General features: G+C 71.1%; 19 protein-coding genes and 1 tRNA gene. 10 read left to right on the forward strand and 10 right to left on the reverse strand.

Annotated features, from left to right (window positions below; translation table 11 throughout):
- Positions 1 to 311: 311 nt before the first annotated feature.
- On the forward strand, positions 312 to 515 hold the full coding sequence (locus tag OG440_RS24165; protein ID WP_406008875.1) for a hypothetical protein: 204 nt from the start codon (positions 312 to 314) through the stop codon (positions 513 to 515).
- 185 nt (positions 516 to 700) lie between these two features.
- Here OG440_RS24165 and OG440_RS24170 read toward each other — a convergent pair whose 3' ends face one another.
- Positions 701 to 907 carry a hypothetical protein gene (locus tag OG440_RS24170; protein ID WP_326604935.1) on the reverse strand — a complete coding sequence of 69 codons (207 nt, stop codon included), beginning with the start codon at positions 905 to 907 and terminating at the stop codon, positions 701 to 703.
- Positions 908 to 1,304: 397 nt separating this feature from the next.
- A tRNA-Arg gene (locus OG440_RS24175) sits at positions 1,305 to 1,377 on the reverse strand.
- Between the two features lie 321 nt (positions 1,378 to 1,698).
- Here OG440_RS24175 and OG440_RS24180 point away from each other — a divergent pair.
- From OG440_RS24180 to OG440_RS24200, 5 genes are all read left to right on the forward strand, one after another.
- Positions 1,699 to 3,306, forward strand: a complete 1,608-nt coding sequence (locus OG440_RS24180; protein ID WP_406008876.1) for a dynamin family protein — start codon at positions 1,699 to 1,701, stop codon at positions 3,304 to 3,306.
- A gap of 546 nt (positions 3,307 to 3,852) precedes the next feature.
- Complete coding sequence (locus OG440_RS24185) at positions 3,853 to 5,595, forward strand: YfjP family GTPase (protein WP_406008877.1); 1,743 nt, start codon at positions 3,853 to 3,855, stop codon at positions 5,593 to 5,595.
- A gap of 286 nt (positions 5,596 to 5,881) precedes the next feature.
- Positions 5,882 to 6,376, forward strand: a complete 495-nt coding sequence (locus OG440_RS24190; protein ID WP_406008878.1) for a single-stranded DNA-binding protein — start codon at positions 5,882 to 5,884, stop codon at positions 6,374 to 6,376.
- Between the two features lie 390 nt (positions 6,377 to 6,766).
- Positions 6,767 to 8,155 (forward strand): TQXA domain-containing protein, encoded by a 1,389-nt coding sequence (locus tag OG440_RS24195; protein ID WP_406011441.1) that lies wholly within the window; start codon positions 6,767 to 6,769, stop codon positions 8,153 to 8,155.
- Positions 8,156 to 8,578: 423 nt separating this feature from the next.
- Positions 8,579 to 9,688 carry a hypothetical protein gene (locus OG440_RS24200; RefSeq protein WP_406008879.1) on the forward strand — a complete coding sequence of 370 codons (1,110 nt, stop codon included), beginning with the start codon at positions 8,579 to 8,581 and terminating at the stop codon, positions 9,686 to 9,688.
- A gap of 43 nt (positions 9,689 to 9,731) precedes the next feature.
- On the opposite strand, the gene OG440_RS24205 is transcribed toward OG440_RS24200, so the two are convergent.
- From OG440_RS24205 to OG440_RS24215, 3 genes are all read right to left on the reverse strand, one after another.
- Positions 9,732 to 9,917 carry a hypothetical protein gene (locus OG440_RS24205; protein WP_406008880.1) on the reverse strand — a complete coding sequence of 62 codons (186 nt, stop codon included), beginning with the start codon at positions 9,915 to 9,917 and terminating at the stop codon, positions 9,732 to 9,734.
- A gap of 100 nt (positions 9,918 to 10,017) precedes the next feature.
- The gene (locus OG440_RS24210; RefSeq protein ID WP_406008881.1) at positions 10,018 to 11,259 is read right to left on the reverse strand and encodes a glycosyltransferase; all 1,242 of its coding nucleotides are present in this window, start codon (positions 11,257 to 11,259) and stop codon (positions 10,018 to 10,020) included.
- Positions 11,260 to 11,596: 337 nt separating this feature from the next.
- Complete coding sequence (locus OG440_RS24215) at positions 11,597 to 12,151, reverse strand: HAD domain-containing protein (protein WP_406011442.1); 555 nt, start codon at positions 12,149 to 12,151, stop codon at positions 11,597 to 11,599.
- 283 nt (positions 12,152 to 12,434) lie between these two features.
- On the opposite strand from OG440_RS24215, the gene ettA reads away from it, so the two are divergent.
- The 3 genes from ettA to OG440_RS24230 are packed head-to-tail and all read left to right on the forward strand — an operon-like array spanning position 12,435 to position 15,193.
- Positions 12,435 to 14,099 (forward strand): energy-dependent translational throttle protein EttA, encoded by a 1,665-nt coding sequence (ettA, locus tag OG440_RS24220; RefSeq protein WP_406008882.1) that lies wholly within the window; start codon positions 12,435 to 12,437, stop codon positions 14,097 to 14,099.
- A 6-nt stretch (positions 14,100 to 14,105) separates the two neighbouring features.
- Positions 14,106 to 14,516: an acyl-CoA thioesterase gene (locus OG440_RS24225; RefSeq protein WP_406008883.1), complete on the forward strand. Its 411-nt coding sequence runs from the start codon at positions 14,106 to 14,108 to the stop codon at positions 14,514 to 14,516.
- Positions 14,513 to 15,193 (forward strand): hypothetical protein, encoded by a 681-nt coding sequence (locus OG440_RS24230; RefSeq protein WP_406008884.1) that lies wholly within the window; start codon positions 14,513 to 14,515, stop codon positions 15,191 to 15,193. Before OG440_RS24225 ends, OG440_RS24230 begins: the two co-directional genes overlap by 4 nt.
- A gap of 167 nt (positions 15,194 to 15,360) precedes the next feature.
- On the opposite strand, the gene OG440_RS24235 is transcribed toward OG440_RS24230, so the two are convergent.
- Entirely contained in the window at positions 15,361 to 15,774 is a 414-nt protein-coding gene (locus tag OG440_RS24235) for a globin (RefSeq protein ID WP_406008885.1), read from the reverse strand.
- Positions 15,775 to 15,893: 119 nt separating this feature from the next.
- Here OG440_RS24235 and OG440_RS24240 point away from each other — a divergent pair, with 119 nt between their 5' ends.
- Positions 15,894 to 16,904, forward strand: a complete 1,011-nt coding sequence (locus OG440_RS24240) for a methyltransferase domain-containing protein (RefSeq protein ID WP_406008886.1) — start codon at positions 15,894 to 15,896, stop codon at positions 16,902 to 16,904.
- On the opposite strand, the gene OG440_RS24245 is transcribed toward OG440_RS24240, so the two are convergent.
- The 4 genes from OG440_RS24245 to OG440_RS24260 form a co-directional block, all read right to left on the reverse strand.
- A complete protein-coding gene (locus tag OG440_RS24245; protein ID WP_406008887.1) occupies positions 16,901 to 18,583 on the reverse strand; it encodes an FHA domain-containing protein in 1,683 nt (560 codons plus the stop codon). The genes OG440_RS24240 and OG440_RS24245 overlap by 4 nt on opposite strands.
- A gap of 47 nt (positions 18,584 to 18,630) precedes the next feature.
- Positions 18,631 to 20,013, reverse strand: a complete 1,383-nt coding sequence (locus OG440_RS24250) for a vWA domain-containing protein (RefSeq protein WP_406008888.1) — start codon at positions 20,011 to 20,013, stop codon at positions 18,631 to 18,633.
- 176 nt (positions 20,014 to 20,189) lie between these two features.
- Entirely contained in the window at positions 20,190 to 21,719 is a 1,530-nt protein-coding gene (locus OG440_RS24255) for a protein phosphatase 2C domain-containing protein (protein ID WP_406008889.1), read from the reverse strand.
- A 3-nt stretch (positions 21,720 to 21,722) separates the two neighbouring features.
- Positions 21,723 to 24,362 (reverse strand): tetratricopeptide repeat protein, encoded by a 2,640-nt coding sequence (locus OG440_RS24260; protein ID WP_406008890.1) that lies wholly within the window; start codon positions 24,360 to 24,362, stop codon positions 21,723 to 21,725.
- Position 24,363: the final 1 nt, after the last annotated feature.

The raw sequence follows: 24,363 nt of genomic DNA on the forward strand, positions 1-24,363 counted from the left end.
CGCGCCCCGTTGACCAGCGTCGGCGGGACCCCTGCCGTACCCGGCGGATTGCAACATTCGAGATCCTGCCGCGCCCGGTCCCAGCCGACGACAACTCGCGGGGGCGCCGACGGACAGGCGGGTGTATGCCTTCCTGCACCCCCACCGGCCTCAGCCACGCTCCTATGCCGTCGACCAGGGCAAGCCCCGCCGGCCGGATCGTGCGACGCCGGTCGATTAACCAGCCGTTGGTGTGTCAGAGGTCTTATCCGGTTGACTGTGGTCTGTGCGGTTGCTGTACTCCGCTGCGGTACAGCGACTTCGGGGGCCCCGTGACCACACTGCCTGCAAGCGTAGATCGCGACATCGTCGATCACCGGATCATCTCCGCGCTCAAGACGATCCGCGAAGCGTTGGACTGCACGATTCATGAAGCCATCGAGGTGTTCGCGGTCCGGTACGAGGAGCTGCGCCGTGATCGTCCGGCCGACTTCGCTGTCGGGCCCGAGGAGTACGGCAGGGGGTTCCACTCCTGATCGGCGAACGGTCTTGAAAACCGTCGTGGCAGCGATGTAACCGTGGGTTCAAATCCCACACCCACCGCAGGTGAACGGCCCCTGACCAGGGAAATGGTCAGGGGCCGTTGTGCTGTGTGCTGTCTGTGAGTAGCCGTTGCTCCCCGTGATTCCCCGCCCGATCGGGCACGCCAGGGGCACGCTGCCTAGTCGGGCAGGGCTACGACTGCGACGCCCGCAGCAAGCATTTTCGCGATCACTTGGTCTGCCAGGCCGTCATCACAGATGAGTTCGGCCATTGGCGGATCACCCTTCAAGATCGGCAGGTAGCCCAGGCTCGTCTGATGGAGCTCCCAACGATCGCGTTCCGTGGTCCACATCGGCTCATATGCGAGCAGATCTCGGTCGCTCATGAACACCCCCTTGCACGGTAGCGCGCGGTCGGCGCAGCGGCTTTGGGCTGGAGCTGCTTTGGTGGGGAGTGATCATGGCCCCGTAAGCTTCCGGCGAGTCGGGCAGTCTGTGGACCGCTGGCTACCTACGCACGGTGTGTCGAAGGGCAGCTGCCTGACTTGAAAAAGCGCCGGGAGGCCGCGGGGGATCTCCCCGAGCCGGCCGACGCAGGCTGAGGCCTCCTGCCGAGAATTTCGACACGTATTCGACAGGGCCCCCCGCGAAAACCCGGTGACAGCCCGACGGCCCCGGACCCTCCCCGTGATCGTCGGGGGAGGGGGGTCGCGGCTTCGCCGTGTTGCGTGAAACGTGCTCTGAACAGCAAAAATGCCCTCCCAATGGGAGGGCGGAGACTTGCGCCCCCGGCAGGACTCGAACCTGCGGCCAAGCGCTTAGAAGGCGCCTGCTCTATCCACTGAGCTACGGGGGCCGGGTGTGGTGGCCTCGTACGTGCTGCCCGGGTGTGGGCTGATCCGTGACGTTGCCGGGGACAAGGATAGGGCTCCCGGTTCCTTGTCCCGGTTGCTTCGCCTCCGTGGCTCAATGTGGAGGTTCGGTGAAGCGGTCCTGATAATCGCAGGCAGGTGCGAATCGTGCATCGCTTTTGGCGTCCCGGGCCACGGGTGTTGTGCACTCGTTATGCCTGCGCTGTGCCTCTGTCCCAGTCGTACCTTCCGTCCGTTGTGTCCTATCGGCGCGCAGACATGCCTATATGCTTCATAAATCCCCTAAAATTGGGCATTCTTCGCATGTGGTGACCTTGGACGTACGGCCTCAGCTGCTCGACGCACTTTCCGCCCTGCGCGACCGTGTCGCCGCCGCACGCTTCCCGCTTCCCCTGGCGGGGGCCCCACGCGCGCGTGCCAACCGCGACGAACTGCTCGCCCAGCTCGACGACTACCTGGTGCCCCGGCTCAGGGAGCCCGACGCGCCGCTGCTGGTCGTCGTGGGCGGTTCCACCGGCGCCGGCAAGTCGACCCTCGTCAACTCCCTGGTGGGTCAGCGTGTCAGCGAGGCGGGCGTGTTGCGGCCGACGACACGGACTCCGGTGCTCGTGTGCCACCCGGAGGACCATCACTGGTTCAGCGGCATGCGGGTGTTGCCGCGGCTCACGCGCGTGTGGGCACCCCATCGGGAGTCCGCGGAAGACCTGCTGCTGCCCGGCGAGGACGGCAGACACGTGCTGCGGATCGAGACGGCCGACACCCTCCCGCCGGGCCTGGCCCTCCTGGACGCACCGGACATCGACTCCCTCGTGGCGGAGAACCGCGTGCTCGCCGCCGAACTGATCTGCGCCGCCGACATCTGGGTGATGGTCACGACCGCCGCCCGCTACGCCGACGCCGTGCCCTGGCACCTGCTCCGGACCGCCAAGGAGTACGACGCCATGCTGGTGACGGTCCTCGACCGTGTGCCCCACCAGGTCGTCTCCGAGGTGTCCCGGCAGTACGGCGCGCTGCTCACCAAGGCCGGGCTGGGCGACGTACCGCGCTTCACGGTGCCCGAGCTGCCCGAGTCCGCCTGGGGCGGCGGGCTCCTCCCGGCCACCGCCGTGGCGCCGCTGCGGAACTGGCTCGTCCACCATGCCCAGGACCCCGGCTCCCGCCGCCACGCCCTGGCCCGCACGGCCCAGGGCGTCCTCGATTCCCTCAAGGCCCGGATGCCCGAACTGGCGGGTGCCGCCGCCTCGCAGTACGCCGCCGCGCTGCGCCTCACTTCGGCCGTCGACGCGGCCTACGACACCGAGTACACGCGCGTGCGGGGCCGTCTGCAGAGCGGTGCCGTGCTCGCCGGCGACGCGCTCAAACGCTGGCGAGCCTTCCCGCTGGACTGCACCGCCGGTGAACTCCTCGAGGCCTTGGTGGAGAGCCTGGCCGCGCTCCTGTTGTGTGCCGTCACCGCCGCCGACGAGCGTGTCGACGACGCCTGGCGGCGCGAACCGGCCTCGGACGCACCGGAGCTGACGGACCGCGAGGACTCGCCGGAGAGCACCGAGCACCGGATCGGCCTTGCCGTACGGCGGTGGCGGCGCGAGCTCGAGGAGTACGCCGAGGACGAGGTGCGCGGCCTCGAACGCGGTGTCGCACCCGACCCGGAGACGGTCGCCGCCCTCGTGGCCACCGCCCTGCTGGGCGGCCGCCGGGCGCGCTCGGCCGGCGAGGGCCTCGCCGAACGGATCGGCGCCCATGGGGCGCTGCGACTGCGCGACCGTGCCGGACGGCTGCTCACCGAACACGTCGACCGCCTGTTGCAAACCGAACGCGAGCGTCGCCTCGCGCCCCTCGACGGGCTCGAAGTCCACGCCGAGCCCCAGGCCGAACTCATCGCCGCGCTGTCCGTACTTCAGAAGGAGAGGTGACCGGTGACCGCCGTCACTGACCAGGACCACACGGACAACGACCACACGAACAACGACCACACGAACAACGACCACACGAACAACCGCCAGCTCGACAACGGTCAGCCTGGCAGCGGTCCGCCCGACAGCAGGGACAGCCGGAGTGGCAGGGACGGCAGGGACGGCAGGGACGGCAGGGACGCCAGGGACGGCAGAGGCAGTAGGGGCAGCAGGGAGCCGGAGCGGGCGGAGAACGGCGGCCCGTGCACCGGGGAGGCCTCAGGGGCCGGTGAGCGGCCGCGGGGGCAGGCGCAGGGCCGCGCGGACGCGGAGGGCGGCGGAACGGCGGAGAAGCCCGCGAAGGTGCCTGCGAAGGTGCCTGCGGAGGGCTCCACGAGAGACCGTCAGGGCCAGGACGCGGCTGGCCACGCGCGCGTCCCCGACGCCGACGGGGGCGCCTCCCCCCGTACGGCCCCCGGCGGCGTCGGGGGCGGCGGCGGCCCACACGCGGCCTCCCGCAGGGAAACCCGTTCGGAACGCGACACGGACCCAGGTACGGATGCGGGTATGGACACAGGTACCGAACCGGGGGCGGACGCCGAGGCCTGGGACGACGGGCTCATCGCCCGCCGGGTGAGCGAGGCCTCCGCAGCCGAGCAGGCCGCCGTCATGGAGACCCGGATCGGCGGTGGCGGGAACGCCCTGCCGTCGACCCCGCTCACGTACGACGGGCCGCTGCGGTCCCGGCTCGAGGCGCTGCGTGAACTCGTGGGGCTCTCCCGCACCCGGCTCGACAGCCGGACGCTCGCCGAGGCCGGCCGGGTGCTCGACGAGGCGGCGGCCCGGCGCAGGCTCTCCGGTCAGCACACCGTCGTCGCCATCGCGGGCGCCACCGGCAGTGGCAAGTCGCAGCTGTTCAACGCCCTCGCCGGAGTGAACATCTCGGAGACGGGCGTACGCCGTCCGACCACCTCCGCACCCATCGCGTGCAGTTGGAGCGACGGCGCGTCGACCCTCATCGACCGGCTGGGCATCCCGGGCCGGCTGCGCAGGCGTCCCGTGCAGAGCCAGGACGCGGAGGCGCAGTTGCGCGGGCTCGTCCTGATCGACCTGCCCGACCACGACTCGGCGGCCGTGCAGCACCGGGAGCAGGTCGACCGTGTGCTGGCGCTTGTGGACGCCGTCATCTGGGTCGTCGACCCAGAGAAGTACGCCGACGCCGTCCTGCATGAGCGCTATCTGCGGCCCATGGCAGGCCACGCGGAGGTCATGTTCGTCGTCCTCAACCAGGTCGACCGGCTGCCCGGTGAGGCCGCCGAGCTGGTCCTGGACGACCTGCGACGGCTGCTCGACGAGGACGGTGTCGCCCTCGGCGAGTACGGCGAACCGGGTGCCACCGTGCTCGCCCTGTCCGCGCTCACCGGTGACGGCATCGGGGAACTGCGGGAGGTGCTCGGTCAGTTCGTCACGGAACGCGGCGCCGCGGCACGGCGGATTGCCGCCGATGTGGATGCCGCCGCGTGGAGGCTGCGGCCCGTCTACGCCACCGGGCGGCGCACCGGGCTCAGCGAGGAGGCGCGGGACGAGTTCGCGGACAGCCTCGCGGACGCCGTGGGCGCCACCGCCGCGGGCGAGGCCGCCGAACGCGCCTGGCTGCGCAACGCGGGCCGGGCGTGCGGGACGCCGTGGCTGCGGCTGTGGCGGTGGCAGCAGGACCGGCGCGACCCTCCCACGGGACGGCTGCCGGCCCGTGCCCAGGCCGACGAGGAGGCCACGGCCCGGCAGCGCGTGGAGCAGGCGGTGCGCACGGTGTCCGAGCGGGCCTCGGCGGGGCTGCCCACGCCGTGGGCGCAGGCCGTGCGGGAGGCGGCCGTGCGTGGTGCCAACGGGTTGCCCGAGGCGCTGGACCAGCTGACGGCGCGGGCCGGGCTGCCCATGGGACGTCCGCCGCGGCCGGGCTGGTGGCCGGTGGCCGTGCTGGCACAGGCGTGCATGACGTTGCTCCAGGTGGCCGGCGGGCTGTGGCTGCTGGGGCAGATCGTCGGGGTGATGGCGCCGAACCTCGGGGTTCCGGTGCTGCTGATGGTGACGGGCATCATCGGCGGCCCGCTCGTCGAGTGGAGCTGCCGACTGGCGGCACGGGGACCGGCCAGGCGGTACGGGCAGGACGCGGAGCGCCGATTGCGGGAGGCGGCGGCCGGGTGCGGCCGGGCCCGGGTACTGGATCCCGTCGCCGCGGAACTGCTGCGTTACCGGGAGGTCCGCGAGCAGTACGGGCGGGTCACGGGGGTGGGGACCGCCGCGAGGTGAGGCGGCGCATGAGGTGATCCACAGGGGTGATCCACGGAGGTCGGGGGGTGGATCACTCGTCCGGGTGGCGGAGTTTTCCACAGGCGGTGGATGGTCCACAGCGCTCGGCGGGCTCGGTCCGACGGAGGCAGTCTGGCTCCGCGGTGATCGCGACGGACGCGATCGCCGTGAGGGCGGTGACGGTACGCGGTGAAAGGGCCGCGGCCGTCACGGCGGACGCAGCCGTGCGGGACGGGCCCGTACGTGTATCCGGGCGGGGCGACCGTCCGGCGAGGAGGGGTTCACGATGAACGAGACGATGGTGTGCGCGGTCGGCAACGTGGCGACGCAGCCGGTCTTCCGGGACCTTGCGGGGGGCGCTTCGGCGAGGTTCCGGCTGGCGGTGACCTCGCGCTACTGGGACCGGGAGAAGGGCACCTGGGCCGACGGCCACACCAACTTCTTCACGGTGTGGGCCAACCGGCAACTGGCCGCCAACGCCGCGGCCTCGCTCAACGTCGGCGACCCGGTGATGGTGCAGGGCAGGCTGAGGGTCCGTACGGAGTCACGCGAGGGACAGCAGAACCGGACGTCGGCGGACATCGACGCCGTGGCGATCGGGCACGACATCTCCCGGGGCACCTCCGCCTTCCGCCGGTCGGGCCGACCCGAGCCGACGGCCGTCGGCTCACCGGCGCGGCCCGAGCCGGACTGGGAGACACCGGTTGCCGATGCCACCGAGCCGGAGCCCGACACCCCGAAGCGTCGGCGTCGCGAGCCGGTGGCGGTGGCGGCGACGTGAGCTGAAAGGGGCGGGCGGGGCGGGGAGGGTAGAAGCGGGGGCGGTGTGGTGCGGGTGGTGCGGGTGGCGATGTCATGCGACCGGGCAGTGACGGAGTGTCAACACCCGTACCACGCCCGGCTCGACCGAACTGCGGCTTATCGACGCATGCGCTCCAGGCAGCCAAGTGGACTTGTCGACAAGCCGGACCTCGGGACGATCTTGGGGATAACGATTCCGAGTCGGATCGACGATCCGATGAGATGACCCGTAAGTGCGGTGCGCGACGTCTCTAGGATGCCGGACGTGGCTCATGGGGCTTCTGATTCTGCTGGTGGGACCCGTACCCCCCACTTCAACGGGTCCTGCTCGAAGGGGAATTGCGTGCTTTGTTCGTTCTCCGCGCCGTTCATGCGCGGGCGAGGGGCTGTCCGCCTCGCCGCGGCGGCGGTGGTGTCCGGGCTCGTCGCCGTCGGTGTGTTCGCCGGCGCGGGCACGGCGGGCGCCGTCGAGGTGACACAGAGTCAGGGCGGTGCCACCGCGACGATAGGCGGCCTCAAGACCTATGGCGACGCGGTGATCCACGCCGAGGGCGGCGACCAGGAGGTCTCGGCCGGCCTGTTCGAGATGTCCGTCGAGGGCGGCGGCACCTTGCAGACCTACTGCGTCGACCTCTACAACCCCACGCAGAAGGACGCCAAGTACCAGGAGACCCCCTGGAGCGGCACCTCGCTGGGCGCCAACAAGGACGCGGGCCGCATCCGTTGGATCCTTCAGCACTCCTACCCCCAGGTGAACGACCTGGCCTCGCTCGCGGACAAGGCCGGCGTCGCCGGCGGCCTGACCGAACAGGACGCGGCCACCGGCACCCAGGTGGCCATCTGGCGCTACTCGGACGGCGCGGACGTCGACGCCGTCGACCCGCAGGCCGAGCGGCTCGCGGACTACCTGCAGAAGGCCGCCCGCGCCGTGACGGAGCCCAAGGCGTCGCTCACCCTGGAGACGCCTGCCGTCTCCGGTCGGCCCGGCGAACTGCTGGGCCCGGTGACCGTGCACACCAACGCTAGCGGCGTGATGGTGGCGCCTCCGCTGGACGCCGCCACCAGCGGGGTACGGATCGTCGGCAAGGACGGCAAGGTGGTCACGTCCGCGACGGACGGCAGCCAGCTGTTCTTCGACGTGCCCGCCGACTCGGCCGACGGCTCGGCCGAGCTGACCGTCCAGGCGTCGACCACCGTCCCGGTCGGTCGCGCCTTCACCTCCGAGAGCCGCAGCCAGACCCAGATCCTGGCCGGCTCCAGCGAGTCGACGGTGTCGGCGACGACGAGCGCGACCTGGGCGAGCCAGGGCGCCGTACCGGCACTGTCCGCGGCGAAGAACTGCGCGAAGACCGGGGTGGACATCACAGCCGTCAACCAGGGCGACCAGGTCTTCACCTTCGAGCTGATGGAGACCGGGTACAGCATCGCGGCCGGTGAGTCCCGGACGGTGACGATCCCGCTCCAGGAGGACCAGGCCTACGCCTTCACGATCACCAGTCCGCAAGGCGTCGGAAGCCGCTTCACCGGCGTCCTGGACTGTGAGACCCAGGCCGCCGAGGCCGCCGGCCTGACCACCCAGACCCTCAGCGAACCGAGCCCGGCCACCGTGGGCGGCACCTCCACCGCCGACACCAACCTGGCCGCGACGGGCGGCACCAGCGCCACGCCTCTCATCGCCGGCACCGCCATCGGCCTGGTGGTCATCGGCGGAGCAGCCCTCCTGCTCGTGGGCCGCAAGGAGAACGCACCCCGCCACTGACCCGACCTCACCCGTGGTGCGTCCGTCGACGGACGACGCATCGAAGGGGAAAGCCGGGACGGCGGCCCGGCGTCCCGGCCACACGGGCAGCTGTCATGCGGGCCGAGCTCGGGAGCCGGGTCCGTGTATGCCGCCCTCGGCGGGTGGCCGAAGCTGTCTTCTCTTCCTTGCGCCGACGGGCCAGGCCATGAAGGCGTGCACCGGCCCGCACCGAAACCCACAGTCGCTCAAAAGTATCCCACTCGTGACGGAATACAACATAGACCCGTGGTATTTGCCATGAGGTGCGTGTTCCGTCACCTGAGATGCGCTTGCAAACCTGGCCGTGTTCGGCCACTCCTTTTGGCTCAACAATTGAGCCCACGTGGAGTAATGCCGGAGGTGCCGACGGACTTCCGCTCGAATGTGGCTACAGTTGAATCCATGGGAAACGGCCACTTCTTCCAGCTGCGCCGCTCTAAAAACAGGCGAGGGAGGGGAAGTCCGGAATTCCGTGAAACGCTTCGCTCCCGAGTCGCCGAGATGCGGGTTCTCGTCACCACCTGGCGCGATCCTGACTGCGATCACGAAGCGCAGGAGCTGATCAGGGAGACGGCACTCAAGGAGTTGGACAAGGCGGAAAGGGTACTCAATCACGCCCCACGTGATCGGGAGGTCCCTGGGGCGAAATTGGCGGTGGCCCAGGCGCATCTCGATACGGCGCACTCACTCATGCTGAGACTGGCTCCGCTGGAAGTGGTGAAGAAGTTGCTGCCCGGCTTGGTGTCCGTCGTCCGAGAGCATCTTGCCGCCACTGACCTGCGAAGGGCTCAAGTCGAGGAGATCGAGCAGTCTGTGCAGATGGGGGGCACCCTGACCGCGGCTCAGCGTGAGCTGCTCATCGACACGGTGGGTGTCGCCCGGCAGGCGCTTCTCCGCGAGAATGTCCGGGTCCGCAGCTTCGTGAGGATCGTATATGGCGTGTTCGCCGTGCTCACATTCATCGTGATCGCGATTGCTGCGCTGGCGGCGGCGTTCCCCGCCGTGGTGCCTCTTTGCTTCGGGCCGATGGACAACGTCGGTATCGTCTGCCCGACCGGTGATGAGCCGATTGAGGAGACTGCTCCCAAAGCTGAAAAAGTCGCCCCCGAAGACAAGGATGACGCCTATGCCGACGTGGCGAAGTCGCGGGACTATGCCGTCGTCGAACTGGCGGGAATGGGGGCCGCCGCAGTTGCCTCCGCAGTGACTCTGCGGCGGATCAGGGGAACTTCGACCCCCTACAACGTTCCTGTGGCCCTTGCGCTTCTGAAGTTGCCTACCGGTGCGCTGACCGCTGTGCTGGGCCTGCTTCTGATGCGGGGAGCATTCGTCCCGGGTCTCACCTCTCTCGACTCGTCGGCGCAAATCATTGGATGGGCCATCATCTTCGGTTATGCGCAGCAGATCTTCACCAGGCTTGTGGACCAGCAGGGCCAGGCGATCCTCGATGCGGTAGGCGGCCCGGTTCAGTCAGGAGCGACTCGTGACCACCTGCCGGAGGGCGGCTCGTGAGGATTCGCCTGACTCTGCGGCGCGCACCCTGCCGGTCGACGGTTCAGTGGCCGGCCGCGTTGGCGTCGCGGCGTCGGCGGCGAGCGGCCGCGGCGTAGGTCGTCAGGCCGCCCAGGACCAAGGCAAGGCTGGCCGCGATGATCAGATGGGTCGTCGACGAGGTGCCCGTGGCCGCCAGGGAGGCGGCTCCGGCGACGATTCCGGTGCCGGTGCCGCTGAGGTAGGTCATGGTCTTCTTCCTCTCGGCGACCTGTCGGTCGCATCTGCGGGGTGAGGCAGGTGATTCCGGGGGTGAGGGTGTGTGGGTCCGGTCGGGCCGTTCGAGCCGCTCACTTCCAGGCAGAGACCCCGGTGGCGTACGACTTCACCACCGAGGTGACGAACCAGTAGGCGCGCACCGTGGAGAAGACCAGGCCCGGCAGCATCAGGACGTCGACCAGGACGCCCTTCCAGCCGAGGTGGTGGGTGCGGAAGGCGGCGTACGCGATCCAGAAGGCGACCAGGCACAGCCAGGCCGGATCCAGGACGAAGCCGTCGCTCGTGATCACGCCCGTCCAGGCGGCCAACCAGCCCAGGGTGTACAGGAATCCGGCGAAGCCGAGCACCATGCTGGTGATGGAGAACCACGTGTATTTCGTCCAGCCGCGACGGCGCAGGGTGTCGACCGTGCCGCGTCCCCAGCGTTCCCGCTGGCCGATCAGTTCGCGCAAGGTGGGCATGAGGTCGGTGTAGGCGATGCAGTGCTGGTTGGCCGTGACCTTCCAGCCCGCTTCCTTCAGCGCGAGCGTCGTCTCGTAGTCCTCCACGAGATTGGCGTGGTCCTCCCAGAACACCTCGCCGCGCCAGCGCAGGATGCTCAGCAGTGCCTCGGTGCGGTAGAAGGAGCCGGCTCCCGACATGCTGTGGATGCCGAAGCGGTAGCGGCCCCGGGCATAGCGGCCGTATTCCATGATCTGCATGCCCAGCAGGTAGCGCTGCCAGAGGTTCTTCCACAGACCGGTGCGACCGAGGCAGGTCGCGCTGAGTCCGCCCACGCGCCGGTCCGAGACCATGACGTTCCGCGCTCGCTCCAGAAACCTCGGATGCAGACTGGTGTCGGCGTCCATGACCAGCAGGTACTTCGCGGCGGCCGCGAGTCCGCCGGGCACGCGGCTCAGCCAGCCGATGCCGTGGTTGAGGGCGCCGGCCTTCTTGTGCGGGTTGTCCGGCAGGTTGAAGACGACGGTGCGCGGCACGGCGGGGCGATCGGCGAACTCGCGGGCGAATTCCTCGGTCCGGTCGGACGAGTTGTTGACCACTATCACGATCAGGTCGGGCGGTGTCGTCTGCGCTGCCAGTGATTCCAGCGCCAGCAGGACGCCGTCCTCCTCGTTGCGGGCGGGGAGGATCACTGCGGTCTCCAGCAGCGTGCTCGCTCCCTGCGCCACCAGCCGTCGCCGGTGGGAGCCGTGCGCGCGTCGACCTCCGTGGCCGTGACCTCGGTCGGATCGGCCGCGATGGCGCTTCTCCTCGGTGGACAAGGGACCTGACGACGCCCGCGCCGCCGCGTCCGGGTGTCCAGCGGTGGTCATGTAGTCGGACATGTTGAGATTGCTGCCCCCCGCGGCATGACTGCCGCTTCTTTCCTCGAGGGCCCTCAGGCAGCCCTCTCGCCTACGCTGCCCGACGCCGATTCCCGGCACGGAGCAGACGCCGCCTCTGCGACGAGTGGCGGCATGAAGCGCAATTGTCGAGGCGCTGGTTACGGTCCCGGAAGAGTGATGAAGGGGAGCACGGGAGCGCTGGGGAGAGCTGTGGAGCAGAAACGGGCTCGAGTGGTGAAGACAGGGCGCGTGCCGTCGCTACGCGCCCCGTCGCGATCGGAGCTGTCAGCGTCTCCCTACTCGGAATCCGGCGGCCTCTGCCGTCTCATTCCGGGGCGACGGTCCGGAGCCAATCGGTGATCGCGGCGAAGTCCGCGTCATCGAGGCCCCGGGCCGGGTCCACGCGGTGGAGCAACGACGGCCCGGGATGCTGGGCAGCGACCCAGAGACGGTCCATGGAGCTGATCTCGTCGTCGACCCAGATGAACGGCCGACCGCCGGCCCATTCCACCAGGTGACGGGTCTTCCAGTGCAGGCCGTGCGGGAGCTTCTCGGCACCGGTGTCGGCATCGGTATCGATGCCGGTATCGGCATGAGCGTCCGGCCACTGCGCTACCGGCAGCTTCGGCAGTCCGATGCGCGGGGCGACGACCTCGTTCGCCCTGTCCATCCAGGTCGTGGCCCATACGAGACGACAGCCCAAGGCCATGAGACGCGCCCCGACCCCGGGGTCAAGCCGCTCCAGCAGCGGGTTTCCCTGAGCGACGGGCGTCGAGGCGCCGGCAGGGGCGGTCCGCGGGTGATCGGCCGACGCGCCGAACGGGATGAGCGGACCGTCGACGTCGAGGAAGAGGAGGGGACGCCTCACCGCGCTCGTCACAGTCGCACGATAGTGCGCCGGCACCGGAGGGGAGCGGCATCCTCGGGTCAGGCCGAGGCCAAGCCACGCCGGGCCGGGCCACGCCAAGCCGGGCCTGGGTCGTCTGTGGCTCGGTGGGGCCGCCGTCCGGTCCGACCGGCAGTGACAGACCAGCCGTAGCCGTCAACCCCGAACCCCCAGGTCAGTCGCCCCCGATCAAACGGGTTAACACCCAGGGCTGGACCTCAGGCAAGATGGGGTGTATCTGCCCACTGCCAGATTTCAAGCTGCCGGACGGTTTCTCTTGGCTGAGTACATCTACACCATGCGCAAGACACGCAAGGCACACGGCGACAAGGTCATCCTTGACGACGTAACGCTGAGCTTCCTGCCCGGCGCGAAGATCGGTGTGGTCGGGCCGAACGGTGCCGGTAAGTCCACCGTTCTGAAGATCATGGCGGGGCTCGAGCAGCCCTCCAACGGTGACGCGTTCCTGTCGCCCGGGTACAGCGTCGGGATGCTGCTCCAGGAGCCGCCGCTCGACGAGTCCAAGACCGTTCTGGAGAACGTGCAGGACGGCGCTGCCGAGACCATGGGCAAGCTCAAGCGCTTCAACGAGGTCGCCGAGCTGATGGCGACCGACTACTCCGACGCGCTGCTGGACGAGATGGGCAAGCTCCAGGAGGACCTGGACCACGCCAACGCGTGGGACCTGGACACCCAGCTGGAGCAGGCCATGGACGCCCTGGGCTGCCCGCCCGGCGACTGGCCCGTCACCAACCTCTCCGGTGGTGAGCGCCGCCGCGTCGCGCTGTGCAAGCTGCTGCTCGAGGCCCCCGACCTGCTGCTGCTCGACGAGCCCACCAACCACCTGGACGCCGAGTCCGTGCAGTGGCTGGAGCAGCACCTCGCGAAGTACCCCGGCACCGTCGTCGCCGTCACCCACGACCGGTACTTCCTGGACAACGTCGCCGAGTGGATCCTGGAGCTCGACCGCGGTCGCGCCCACCCCTACGAGGGCAACTACTCCACCTACCTCGACACCAAGGCGAGCCGCCTCAAGGTCGAGGGCCAGAAGGACGCCAAGCGTGCGAAGCGTCTGAAGGAGGAGCTGGAGTGGGTGCGGTCCAACGCCAAGGGGCGTCAGGCCAAGTCCAAGGCGCGTCTGGCCCGGTACGAGGAGATGGCGGCCGAGGCCGACAAGATGCGGAAGTTGGACTTCGAGGAGATCCAGATCCCGCCGGGCCCGCGCCTGGGCTCCATCGTCGTCGAGGTCAACAACCTCTCCAAGGCCTTCGGCGAGAAGGTGCTCATCGACGATCTCAGCTTCACGCTGCCGCGTAACGGCATCGTCGGGATCATCGGCCCGAACGGCGCCGGCAAGACCACCCTCTTCAAGATGATCCAGGGACTCGAGGAGCCGGACTCCGGGTCCATCAAGGTCGGCGAGACCGTCAAGATCTCGTACGTCGACCAGAGCCGCGAGAACATCGACCCGAAGAAGTCGCTGTGGGCCGTGGTTTCCGACGAGCTCGACTACATCAACGTCGGGCAGGTCGAGATGCCGTCCCGCGCGTATGTCTCCGCGTTCGGCTTCAAGGGCCCGGACCAGCAGAAGCCGGCCGGTGTGCTCTCCGGTGGTGAGCGCAACCGTCTGAACCTCGCGCTCACCCTCAAGCAGGGCGGCAACCTGCTCCTCCTCGACGAGCCGACGAACGACCTCGACGTCGAGACGCTGTCCTCCCTGGAGAACGCGCTGCTGGAGTTCCCGGGTGCGGCCGTGGTCGTCTCCCACGACCGGTGGTTCCTCGACCGGGTCGCCACGCACATCCTCGCCTACGAGGGCGAGTCCAAGTGGTTCTGGTTCGAGGGCAACTTCGAGTCGTACGAGAAGAACAAGATCGAGCGGCTGGGTGCGGACGCCGCGCGCCCGCACCGTGCCACCTACAAGAAGCTGACCCGGGGCTGATCGATCTTGCGGCACCTCTACCGCTGCCCACTGCGCTGGGCGGACATGGACGCGTACGGCCACGTCAACAACGTGGTCTTCCTCCGCTACCTGGAGGAAGCCCGTATCGACTTCCTGTTCCGCCCGGAGAAGGACTTCAAGCAGGGGTCCGTGGTGGCGCGCCACGAGATCGACTACAAGCGGCAGCTCGTCCACCGGCACACCCCGGTCGACATCGAGCTGTGGATCACGCAGATCAGGGCCGCGTCCTTCACCATCACTTACGAGGTGAAGGACGGCGACCAGGTCTACGTCACCGCCTCCACGGTGATCGTGCCGTTCGACTTCGAGGCACAGCGGCCGCGCCGGCTCACCGCCGAGGAGCGTGAGTTCCTCGCCGAGTACCGGGACGACGACGAGGAGGCCGTCGCCGCATGACGGTGCTCCACCTCGCCGACGAGGGGGAGGCGGCGGACCTCGCGGCCTTCCTCTCCCGGCTGCTCCGCTACGACCGTGGAGCGGCGGTACGGCTCCAGGCGGCCGGCACCGCGCTCGCCGTCTTCGGCCGGCCGCCCTCCTTCGAGGTGCTCGCGATCCGCGCGGTCCGGCTGGCCAAGCCGTACGAGAACGGCCTCGACGTCACGCTGGACGTGACGGTGTCGGCGGGTGAGTTGTTGGAGGCCGTCGACGAGAGCGCCGCGACGGCCGCCGTTCCCGCGGCGGTCACCGGGCCGCCGTGGGCCGGTGTGCTGCCGCCGCGCGGTGGGTGGCGGCCCGAGGCGGGGCTGCCCGCACCGGACGTGCTGCGCGCGATGGTCGGCGCGGCCGTCGCCGAGTTCCGGTCACGCACCGAGGAGTTGACGGCCGAGCTGCGGACCCGGGCCGAACTCGACCGGATCGGGCGGGAGATCTGGTCCCGGACGGTCGGGGACACCGGACTTCCCGTGCGCGCCGTGCACGCGGCCCAGTCGCTCGGGTTCCTCCGGCCCGCCACGGATCCGCGGGAGCTGAAACTGCTCTCCTTCGGCGCCTGGCTGCGGCTGCGCACCCCGTACGGGTCGATCGCCGTACGGCGGGCGGGGCGACTGGGGATGCTCGACGTCAGCGTGCGCTGACGCGCCTCGCTTGCGGTGCCGGGCCTTGCGCCGCGCACTGCACCTCCGCGGTGCCGGGCCGGCCGCCGCACGTCCCCGGTGCCGGGCCTTCCGCGCGCCCCCCGGGTCCCTCCCCTGCACGCCCCCTGTTTCCGCCCGTCAGGCCTGCGGCCCGCCCCCGTCGCGGCCTACTCCGGGGTGTTGACCATCGATGCCGCCGCGTACGTCAGGTAGTTCCACAGGGTGTGCTCGTGCTCCTCGGACAGACCGAGCTCGTCGACCGCGACCCGCATGTGCTTCAACCAGGCGTCGTGCGCGGCCCGGTCCACCACGAAGGGGGCGTGCCGCATGCGCAGACGCGGGTGCCCGCGGTGCTCGCTGTAGGTCGTCGGACCGCCCCAGTACTGCATGAGGAACAGTGCGAAGCGCTCCTCGGCCGGACCCAGGTCCTCCTCCGGGTACATGGGCCGCAGGGTCGGGTCCTCGGCGACTCCTTCGTAGAAACGGTGGACCAGCCGGCGGAAGGTCTCCTCCCCACCGACCTGCTCGTAGAAGGTCTGCTCCTGAAGCGTGCCGCGCCGAATCTCTTTCACGCCTCCCATGGTCTCAGACCGGGAGACGGAGGACTTGAGGCTTAGGACCGCCCTCGCGGCCGCCTCCCGCCGCTTTCCGCCGATGCCAGCCGCTCGCTTCCCGGGGCCGCGCACCGCACAGTGGAGTCATGAGCGCGGACGCACTCGACCAGGAGCTGACGGAGCTCGCCGCATCGGCGCGGGCCGTGCTGCTGCGCGAGATCGAGGCGAGCGGGGCCTTCGGCGCCGATCCGCGCTGGGCGGAGGCCTTCGCCGCCGTCCCGCGCCACCTCTTCGTGCCGTACTACTACGTCAGCGGCGTCGGGGGCTATGAACGGCGCTGGGGCGGGAGCCCCGACCCTCGTGCCCGTGAGCGCTGGGTCCGGGGCGCGTACGAGGACGTGCCGCTGGCCACCAGGCTGCGCGACGGCGTACTGGTCTCCTCCAGCAGCCAGCCCTCGCTGATGGCGCTGATGCTGGCCGAGCTGCGCGTCGCGGACGGCGACCGGGTCCTGGAGATCGGCGCGGGCACCGGCTACAACGCGGCGCTGCTGTCGTATCGGCTCGGCGACGCGAACGTCACCACCGTCGATCTGGATCCGGAGATCACCGAGTCCGCCCGTCGGCACCTAGACGACGCCGGGTACCGGCCGACCGTCGTCACCGGGGACGGGGCGCGCGGGGTGCCCGAGCGCGCCCCCTTCGACCGGATCATCGCCACCTGCACGCTGGCGTCGATCCCGCGTGACTGGCTCGCCCAGTGCGCCCCCGGAGCCCTGATCCTGGCGCCGCTGGCCACCGGGCTGATCGCGCTGACGGTACGCGACGCCGGACACGCCGAGGGCCACTTCCTGGAGACCCCGGCCTACTTCGTGCCGTTGCGCGGGTCGGACCGGCCGGAACCGGAGCCGGTGGCACTCTCCGGGGTGCCGCACCGCGCCAGGGAGAGCGAGCTGTTCCGCTTCCTGCTGGCCTTGACCCGGGGCACCCTCGACCCCCAGGAGGCGTCCGCCCTGTGGGAGCGCGAGGGCATGCCGGGACGGGAGCGGTACGGCATCACGGTCGGCGCCGAGCAGGCGTGGGCGTGGCTCGACGAACCGGAGGGGCCGTACGCGTGGCCCCTGCCGGGTTCGTCGGGTCCGGGCCTCGTCGAGGCCTAACCGCGGCGGATGGTGAGCGTCGTCCAGGCGCCGACGTGCACCTGGTCGCCGTCCTGGAGCGGTACCGGGACGAACGGCTGGATCGGTTCTTCCGAGCCGTTGACCGTGGTGCCGTTCGTCGAGTTCTGGTCGACGACCGCCCAGGTGCCGTCCGGCTGCTGGACCAGCACCGCGTGCTGGTGCGAGACGCCCGGGTCCTCCGGCGGCACCGACAGGTCCAGGTCGGGGGTCTCCCCGGTGGAGTGGCGGCGGCGGCCGATGGTGAACTGGTTGCCGGTGAGCGTGCGCTGCTGCTCGGGCGAGTAGGCGGGCAGGTTGAGACCCGCGGCCTCGGGGCCCGAGCGGTGCATCATCGCCATGAAGTACGCGCGGTCGGGGCCGATGGTCACCGACCAGGTGGCCGGCTGCTGCTGGTAGCCGGGGCCGGGCGGTGCCTGGGTGGCGCCGGGCTGCGGGTAGCCGTAGCCGCCGCCCTGACCCTGGCCGGGGCCGCCGGGCGCACCCTGGCCGGGGCCGGTGTTCGACGGCGGCGGGATCACCCAGTCGTCGTCGGCGCCGCCGAAGGGGCGGCCGCCGGGCTGGGGGCGGGCCGTCTCCTGCGGGAAGCCGGGCTGGGCCCCCGGGCCGGACGGCTGGAAGGCCTGCGGGGCCCCGGGGCCGCCCTGGTTCCTGGGATCGTGCTGGTTCCTGGGATCGCCTTGGCCGCCGCCGAAGCCGCCCTGGCCGGGTATGCCGGGACCGGCCGCGGGCGTGGGCCCGGGCGGTGGGGGAACCGGACGCGAAGGGTCGGCGCCGAAACCGGACGGACCGCCGGGACCGGGTCCGGGCGGGCCCGGGGGACGGCCGCCGGGGCCGCCGGGCTCACGACCGAAGGGATCGGAGGCCTGGCCGGTCTGCTCACGTCGGTAGGGGTCCGAGGGCGGACCCGACGGCTCGCGGCCGAAGGGGTCGCCGGGCGGGCCCGGAGGACGGCCGCCGGGGCCGGACGGCTCGCGCCCGTAGGGGTCGCCGCCCTGACCGAAGGGGTCGCCACCCTGGCCGGCGGGGTCCCGCCCGAAGGCACCCGGAGGAGGCCCACCGGCCGTGCCGCCCGGACCGCCGGGCCTGCCCTGACCCCCCGGGCCACCGGGCCTGCCCTGACCGCCGGGGCCCGTCGGGTCGCCGCCGAACGGCGGGAGCGGCTCGGCGGGACGATTCATCTGGGACGGGCGGGAGCTCTGGTACTCGAACGAGTCACTGCCCCCGTAGGAGGGGGGCGGCGGCTGGAAACGCCCGCCAGGACCCCCAGGACCCCCAGGACCACCCGGGCCGCCCGGACCCGGACCGCCCGGACCCGCGCCGGGGCCCGGCGCCGGTGGGCGCGGCGCGGCCGGGGTGTACGAGGTGGCCGTGTTGGTCAGGAAGTTCCACCGGCACTCCTCGCAGAACGGCGCGCCGCCCTCACGGGGCGTACGGCACTGCGGGCAGAGCTCGGGGTCGTGGTCCGGTACGGAGGACAGGTGCCGTCCACCGGGCTGGCCGCCCTGGCCCTGGCCGGGCGGGGGCGGCGGGAAGCCGTAGCCGCCGGCGGTCGGGGGCGGCGGGGGAGGGGGCGGAGGTACGGCACCGGCCATGCGGTGACCGCAGACCTCGCACCAGTCGTCGGAACCCGACTGGTGTCCGTTCGGGCAGGTCGGCATGTCGGCGCGTCCCCCTCTCTCGTTCGGTGTCCTCAAGCGCGTTCAGGTCACTTCTTTACACGAACAGTCTTTGTGGACCGGGTCTCGAGCGTCATCTCGTCGGCGTCCGCGACCTTCGCCTTCAGTCGCACAGTACCTGTCGTGGCGTCGACGACGTCCACCACCTTCGCAAGCAGTTTCGCAGTATCACCGTTCCCGGAGACGCTCGCGAGCTGAACGGCCCGGCCCAGTTTGGCCGTTGCTCCATCCATATCGCCCGCTTTGCGAAGGTCCAGCCCCTGCTGGATGACCTGTGCCAGTTCGGCCTGCCCCGTGTAGTGCGCGACCTGGGGGTTGATCGACGTGGAGGAGGCCATGTCGTCGGTCCACACGGCCCGTACGAGACCCTGCGCGCCGAGGTTCCGGACCGTGCCTCCCCCACTCTCGGCTCCGCTCGAGCGGGAGGTGCCCTCAGGCTGCGGGATGACCAGGGAGACCCGGGCGGCGAGCATCTCCTGGCCCACGCCGGCGGCCGGGACCTCGACGCACACGTGGTAGTCGCGGGACTCGTCGCCCCAGGAACCGGTGGGGTAGTCGCCCGCGCGCGGGCCCGCCTCCGTACGGCGTTCGGTCAGCTCCTCGACCGTCGGCGCGACCTGCTTGACGAACTTGATGGCGGTGCCGACCGGGGTCCACAGACGCAGCGCGACGTCCGCGACCTCCTTGCCCATCGCCGTCTCCATCATCTGCGTGAAGTCGGCGGCGAGGCCGGCCGGGTCGGCGACGATGTCGGCGGTGCCGAGCAGGGCGGAGGCGATCCCTGTGACTTCTTTCACTTCCCAGTCGGTGCCCACGCCTCGGGCGTCACAGGTGAAACGTCCGGCGCAGTCGTCGAGGGCGGCCTTGAGGTCCTGCGGCGACTCGTGCTCGTTGCGGCCGTCGGTCAGCAGGATGCCGTGCCGGATGGCGACGTCGGCCGTCGACAGCAGCCGGTCGGCCAGCCGCAGCCAGGTGCCGATCGCCGTCCCGCCGCCCGCGCTCAGCCGGCGCAGCGCCTGCTTGGCCTGTTCGCGCGTGGTCGCGTCGGCGACCGCGAGCCGGCCGCCGCCCGGGTAGACCTCCTTGGCGACGTGGGTGCCGCCGATCACCGAGAAGTGCACGCCGTCGCGCAGGGTGTCGATGGCGGCGGCGGTGGCGTCGCGGGCGTTGCGCATCTTGGTCGGCGGGTAGTCCATCGAGCCGGAACAGTCCACCATGATCGCCACGGCGGCGGACGGCCCCTGGCTCGGCGAGTACAGGTGCGGCGCGGCTGCCGCGCTGCCCACCGTGCCGCCGCCGGTGGCGGTGACCGTGACGATCGCGTTGACCTCGCGGCCGCCCTCCGGCAGGTACTCGTTCTGATAGACGTCCACCGAGAACTGTGGCACGTTCGACTTCGAGAAATTGGCCATGCCTACTCAAATCCCCCTCGGAAACCCCACGTTCGCGGGGCGATGTCTGAATGCGGACCGGTCCCCACCGGTCCGTACGCGAGCTTCCCCGTGCTTTCCGTGTTGCGCCGTGTTTCCCCGTGTTTCCCGTTTTTCCGGTGTTCCCCGTGTTCTGCGGTGGTTTCCGGTTGCGGCCCTCAGGCCGATCCTGCCCCCTGCGCGGGTGCGGGGAACGGCACGACGGCCACTGTTACGTTGTCGTGGCCCCCGCCGTCCAGGGCGTGACCGACCAGGACGCGCGCGCTGTGCAGCGGGCGGGCGGCGGCGTCCGGCGGGACGACCTCGGCCATGTCCTCGGCCGCCTCCGCGTAGTTCCACAGGCCGTCCGTGCACACCACCACCACACCGGGCCGGTCCGGCTTGAAGGAAGCGGTGTGCGGCTCCAGTTCGTAGGCGTCGGCACCGAGCCAGCCGGTGATCGCGTGGGCGCGCTCGTCGGCGTAGGCCTCCGCCTCGCTCATCAGGCGCGCGGCGACCATCTGCGCGGCCCAGGAGTCGTCCTCGGTGAGCCTGGCCGGCGGTGAACTGCGGTCTGTTGGGATCCAGTAGGCGCGGCTGTCGCCGACCCAGCCGACGACGAGCAGCCCGGGCGTGACGACCGACCCGACGAGGGTGCAGGCCGGGGCGTTCTGGTGCGGGGCGTGCTCGCGGGCCGTGGCGGGCTCGTCGGCCAGCGCGTTGACCGCGTACGAGGCGGCCACGATCGCCTCGTGCATGGCCTGCTGCGGGTGGGTGCCCTGCGGCAGGGAGGCCAGCAGTGACTCCCGTGCCGTCTTCGACGCGGCGAGCGAGGCGTCGTCGGGACGGGTCGCCGAGGACACGCCGTCGCAGACGATCGCCACGAGCGCGGGCGAGCCGTCGGGCAGGGCGGTGCGGCCGAGGCCGAAGGCGTCCTCGTTGCGGTGGTGGCGCAGACCGCGGTCGCTGACGGCGGCCTGGGGCCCCGACTCCAGTTCCATGTGGTCGCGTTCGCGCGGCTGCGCGTGTCCGCAGTTCTCGCAGTACCCGTCGTCGTCGACGCGGCCCGCCCGGCAGGCCACGCACACCTGGGCCGTCTCGGTCACCGCGGCGGCCACCCGGGGGTCCGGCGCCTGAAGGGCGTACTCGTCGGGCTCCGACGGCCGGTCGAACCGGACACCGGACACACCGGCGTCTCCGGTCTCTCCGGCGTCACCCGAGGTGCCGGGGACCGGCGGTGCGGCGGGAGACGACGGATGCGGCGAGCCGGGGGCCGGCGGCACCGGTCCTCCGGAACCCGCCGGCGGCACCGGCTCACCGGCACCCGACGGCATCGGCTCACGGGAGCCCGACGGCGCCGGCACGCCGGAACCCGACGGCATCGGGACGCCGGAACCCGAGGGCGTGGGCAGCGCGCCCTGCGGAGGCAGCGCCGCGGTGGCGACTCCGCTCACACCGGCACCGCTCACACCTGCGCCGCTCGCGGCGCCACCCGGCACGGCCGTGCCGCTCAGCGTCGGCCCCGCCGACGCTTGCGCGGGAGCCGGCTGGGCCGAGCCGCTCATCGTGAGGGTCGGATGGTCGTCCGGGCGCGACGGTACGGCGGACAGGTCGTATCCGCACGCGCCGCAGAAACGGTCACCCGCTTCGAGCGGCTCCGCGCAGCTCGGACACGTCGGCAGGGCGGCCTGCCGGGGCATCTGGGACATCAACTACACCCACGTCCGGGGGCGGTAACGATTGGCACGTTCCACCAGGTCGATCCTTTCCTCGCCGCCGGTCGCCAGCCGGGCCAGCGTGCGGTACGAGCGCTCCAGGCCGAAGCGCAGCCCCCGCTCGTCCAGTTCGCTGCCGAGCAGCACCCGGGCGGCCGGGCCCGTGCCCTGGCCACCGGAGAGTATCCAGTCGAGGGCACAGCCGAGGACCTCCGCGGACAACTGCTCGCGCCGCGTCGGATCCAGACCGTACGCGTCCAGCGCCTCGACCTGGGCCGCGGCGGCGGTGAGGTCCTCCAGGAAGGGTACGTCGGAGGCGAGGGCGGTCCGCTCCCGGAGTCGGGCCCGCACGGCGGCCACCCGGGCCGCCGTGTAGTGGATGGAGGACTCCGGTACCGATTCCAGCGTGCGTACGGCGCTCCGGCGGTCCCCGGCCGCGAGCTGCACGCGGGCCAGGCCGAACGCGGAGCTCACATAGCTCGGGTCGGTCGACCACACCAGGCGGTAGTACTCGGCGGCGTTGTCCAGCTGGCCCAGCACCTCCGCGCACAGGCCGAGCGCCAGCTTGGGCGAGGGTTCCCCCGGGAAGGCGTCGTAGATCGCGTCGAAGGCGAGCGCGGCGCCCTCGTGGTCGCCGGTGACCAGCGAGGCCACGCCCCGGTACCAGACCACCCGCCAGTCGTCGGGCCGTTCGTCCTCCAGCTTCTGGAGGGACATCAGGGCGGCCTGGTGGTCGCCGTTCTCCAGCCAGGCGCGGATCTGCCGCAGCCGGGTCTCGACCGACGGCGCCGGCGCGGCTGCGAGGGCCGTGATCAGCTCGGACGGCGCGGACGTCAGCAGACCGGCGAGGAAACCCGCGTTGGGGTCGGTGGCGTCGACGTGCGGAACCGGCAGCGCGAGCGCGGCGGCGGGTGCGGGGACGGTCTTCACGAGACCGGGGGCGACAGCTCTCCCGGCGACGGTGCTCCCGACGCCCGGCGACGCCGCCCCGCCGGCAGCCGGCAGACCGGAGCCACCGACGAGGGCGGGACCGGCGCCGGCGGGCGCGGGCGCCGCGCCGGCGAGGGCGGGGGCCGTGCCGGGCAGAGCCGGCGCGGTGGCGGAACCGCCGCGCAGACGCGAGGACTTGACGGTGACCCGCGGTCCCAGCCGTGACACCTCACCGGCCGGCTTCGGGAACAGCTCCGTGTCCGTGACCTTGATCTCCGGCCCGAACAGGGTCGACACCGCGGGCCGGGCCCGGCCGCTCTGGAGCGAGACGACCTCGCGCAGCACACCCGTCAGCTGCTCCGCCATCTCCTGCGCGGAGGCGAACCTGCGGGCCGGGTCGGGGTCGGTGGCGCGCACCAGCAGCCGGTAGAACGACTCATACCGGCGGAAGACCTCGATGTTGTCGGGGTCGGGCAGCGAGTCGACGAAGACGGTCGTGTAGCCCTGGAAGTCGAAGGTCAGGACGGCGAGCGTCCGGCCCACCGTGTACAGGTCGGACGCGATCGACGGGCCGACCTCCGCGACCTCCGGGCCCTGGTAGCCGACGGTGCCGTAGATGGCCGACTCGTCGTCGTCCATCCTCCTGACCGCGCCCATGTCGATCAGCTTGAGCTCGTCCTCGGTCTGGATCGCGTTGTCGACCTTGAAGTCGCAGTACAGCAGGTTGCGGCTGTGCAGATGGCCGAGCGCCTCCAGCGCCTCGATGCCGAACGCGCAGGCCTGTTCCACGGGGAGCGGATCCCGCTTGCCCTGCGGTGTGCGGCGGTCGTTGGCGATCTCCTTCAGGGATTTGCCGCCGACGTACTCCATGACGATGTAGCCGTCGAGGGAGCCGGTGCGACGGTCGAGGTGTTCGACGAAGTTGTAGATCCGCACGATGTTGGCGTGCTCGATCTCGGCGAGGAAGCGACGCTCGGAGATGGCCGCGGCCATCGCGTCCTGGTCGCCCGTGTCCAGGAGGCCCTTCAGCACGACCCACCGGCGGGACACCGGGAGGTCGATGGCCAGATAGACCCAGCCGAGCCCGCCGTGCGCCAGCGCGCCCACGACCTCGTACTGGCCGTGCACGATGTCGCCGGCCTTCAGCTTCGGCACGAAGGAGTACGGGTGGCCGCACTTGGTGCAGAAGCCCTCCGTGCGTCCCTCCCGCTCGCCGCGCGAACGGCCCACCGGGGCACCGCAGTCGGAGCGCGAGCAGAACCGCTTGCGCTCGGGCACCTCGGGATTTTCCTGCACCATCGCGCGCGGGTCGGGCTTCGGCACCTGCGGCACCGCGACCAGGCCGACGCCCAGCCTGGCCCGCCCGGAGGAGCTCGCGGTCGAGCCGGAGCTGCGCACCGACACCGAACGGCCCGTCGACTTGCCCGAGAGTGACCGGGACAGCCGCCCGGACACCGAACGGCGCGACTTCGACGACTGCGACGACGTACGCGTACTGCGGGCGCTGCGTCCGCTCGCGCGTGAACTGGCGCTGCCCGCCGAGACCTTGCCGCCCCGGGTCACCCCGGTCGGCGGTGAGCCGACCAGGCCGGTCGGTGACACCACGGGGGCCAGACCGCAGGTGTCGCAGTACAGCTCGCCGTCACCCACGTCCTCGTACGCGCCCTCGCAGCCCGGCCGCTGGCACGCCTGCCCTTCCTGACTCATG

This window comes from Streptomyces sp. NBC_00637 (genome assembly GCF_045161545.1).
Lineage (GTDB): Bacteria > Actinomycetota > Actinomycetes > Streptomycetales > Streptomycetaceae > Streptomyces.

Excerpts from the sequence above, each read along its gene's own strand:
- OG440_RS24185 (WP_406008877.1), top strand. The coding sequence starts at position 3,853 with ATGGACACAGGTACCGAACCGGGGGCGGACGCCGAGGCCTGGGACGAC.
- OG440_RS24240 (WP_406008886.1), top strand. The coding sequence starts at position 15,894 with ATGAGCGCGGACGCACTCGACCAGGAGCTGACGGAGCTCGCCGCATCG.
- OG440_RS24260 (WP_406008890.1), bottom strand. The coding sequence starts at position 24,362 with ATGAGTCAGGAAGGGCAGGCGTGCCAGCGGCCGGGCTGCGAGGGCGCG.
- OG440_RS24205 (WP_406008880.1), bottom strand. The coding sequence starts at position 9,917 with ATGACCTACCTCAGCGGCACCGGCACCGGAATCGTCGCCGGAGCCGCC.
- OG440_RS24190 (WP_406008878.1), top strand. The coding sequence starts at position 5,882 with ATGAACGAGACGATGGTGTGCGCGGTCGGCAACGTGGCGACGCAGCCG.
- OG440_RS24210 (WP_406008881.1), bottom strand. The coding sequence starts at position 11,259 with ATGACCACCGCTGGACACCCGGACGCGGCGGCGCGGGCGTCGTCAGGT.
- OG440_RS24200 (WP_406008879.1), top strand. The coding sequence starts at position 8,579 with ATGGGAAACGGCCACTTCTTCCAGCTGCGCCGCTCTAAAAACAGGCGA.
- OG440_RS24170 (WP_326604935.1), bottom strand. The coding sequence starts at position 907 with ATGAGCGACCGAGATCTGCTCGCATATGAGCCGATGTGGACCACGGAA.
- OG440_RS24195 (WP_406011441.1), top strand. The coding sequence starts at position 6,767 with ATGCGCGGGCGAGGGGCTGTCCGCCTCGCCGCGGCGGCGGTGGTGTCC.
- OG440_RS24230 (WP_406008884.1), top strand. The coding sequence starts at position 14,513 with ATGACGGTGCTCCACCTCGCCGACGAGGGGGAGGCGGCGGACCTCGCG.
- OG440_RS24235 (WP_406008885.1), bottom strand. The coding sequence starts at position 15,774 with ATGGGAGGCGTGAAAGAGATTCGGCGCGGCACGCTTCAGGAGCAGACC.
- OG440_RS24245 (WP_406008887.1), bottom strand. The coding sequence starts at position 18,583 with ATGCCGACCTGCCCGAACGGACACCAGTCGGGTTCCGACGACTGGTGC.
- OG440_RS24255 (WP_406008889.1), bottom strand. The coding sequence starts at position 21,719 with ATGTCCCAGATGCCCCGGCAGGCCGCCCTGCCGACGTGTCCGAGCTGC.
- OG440_RS24250 (WP_406008888.1), bottom strand. The coding sequence starts at position 20,013 with ATGGCCAATTTCTCGAAGTCGAACGTGCCACAGTTCTCGGTGGACGTC.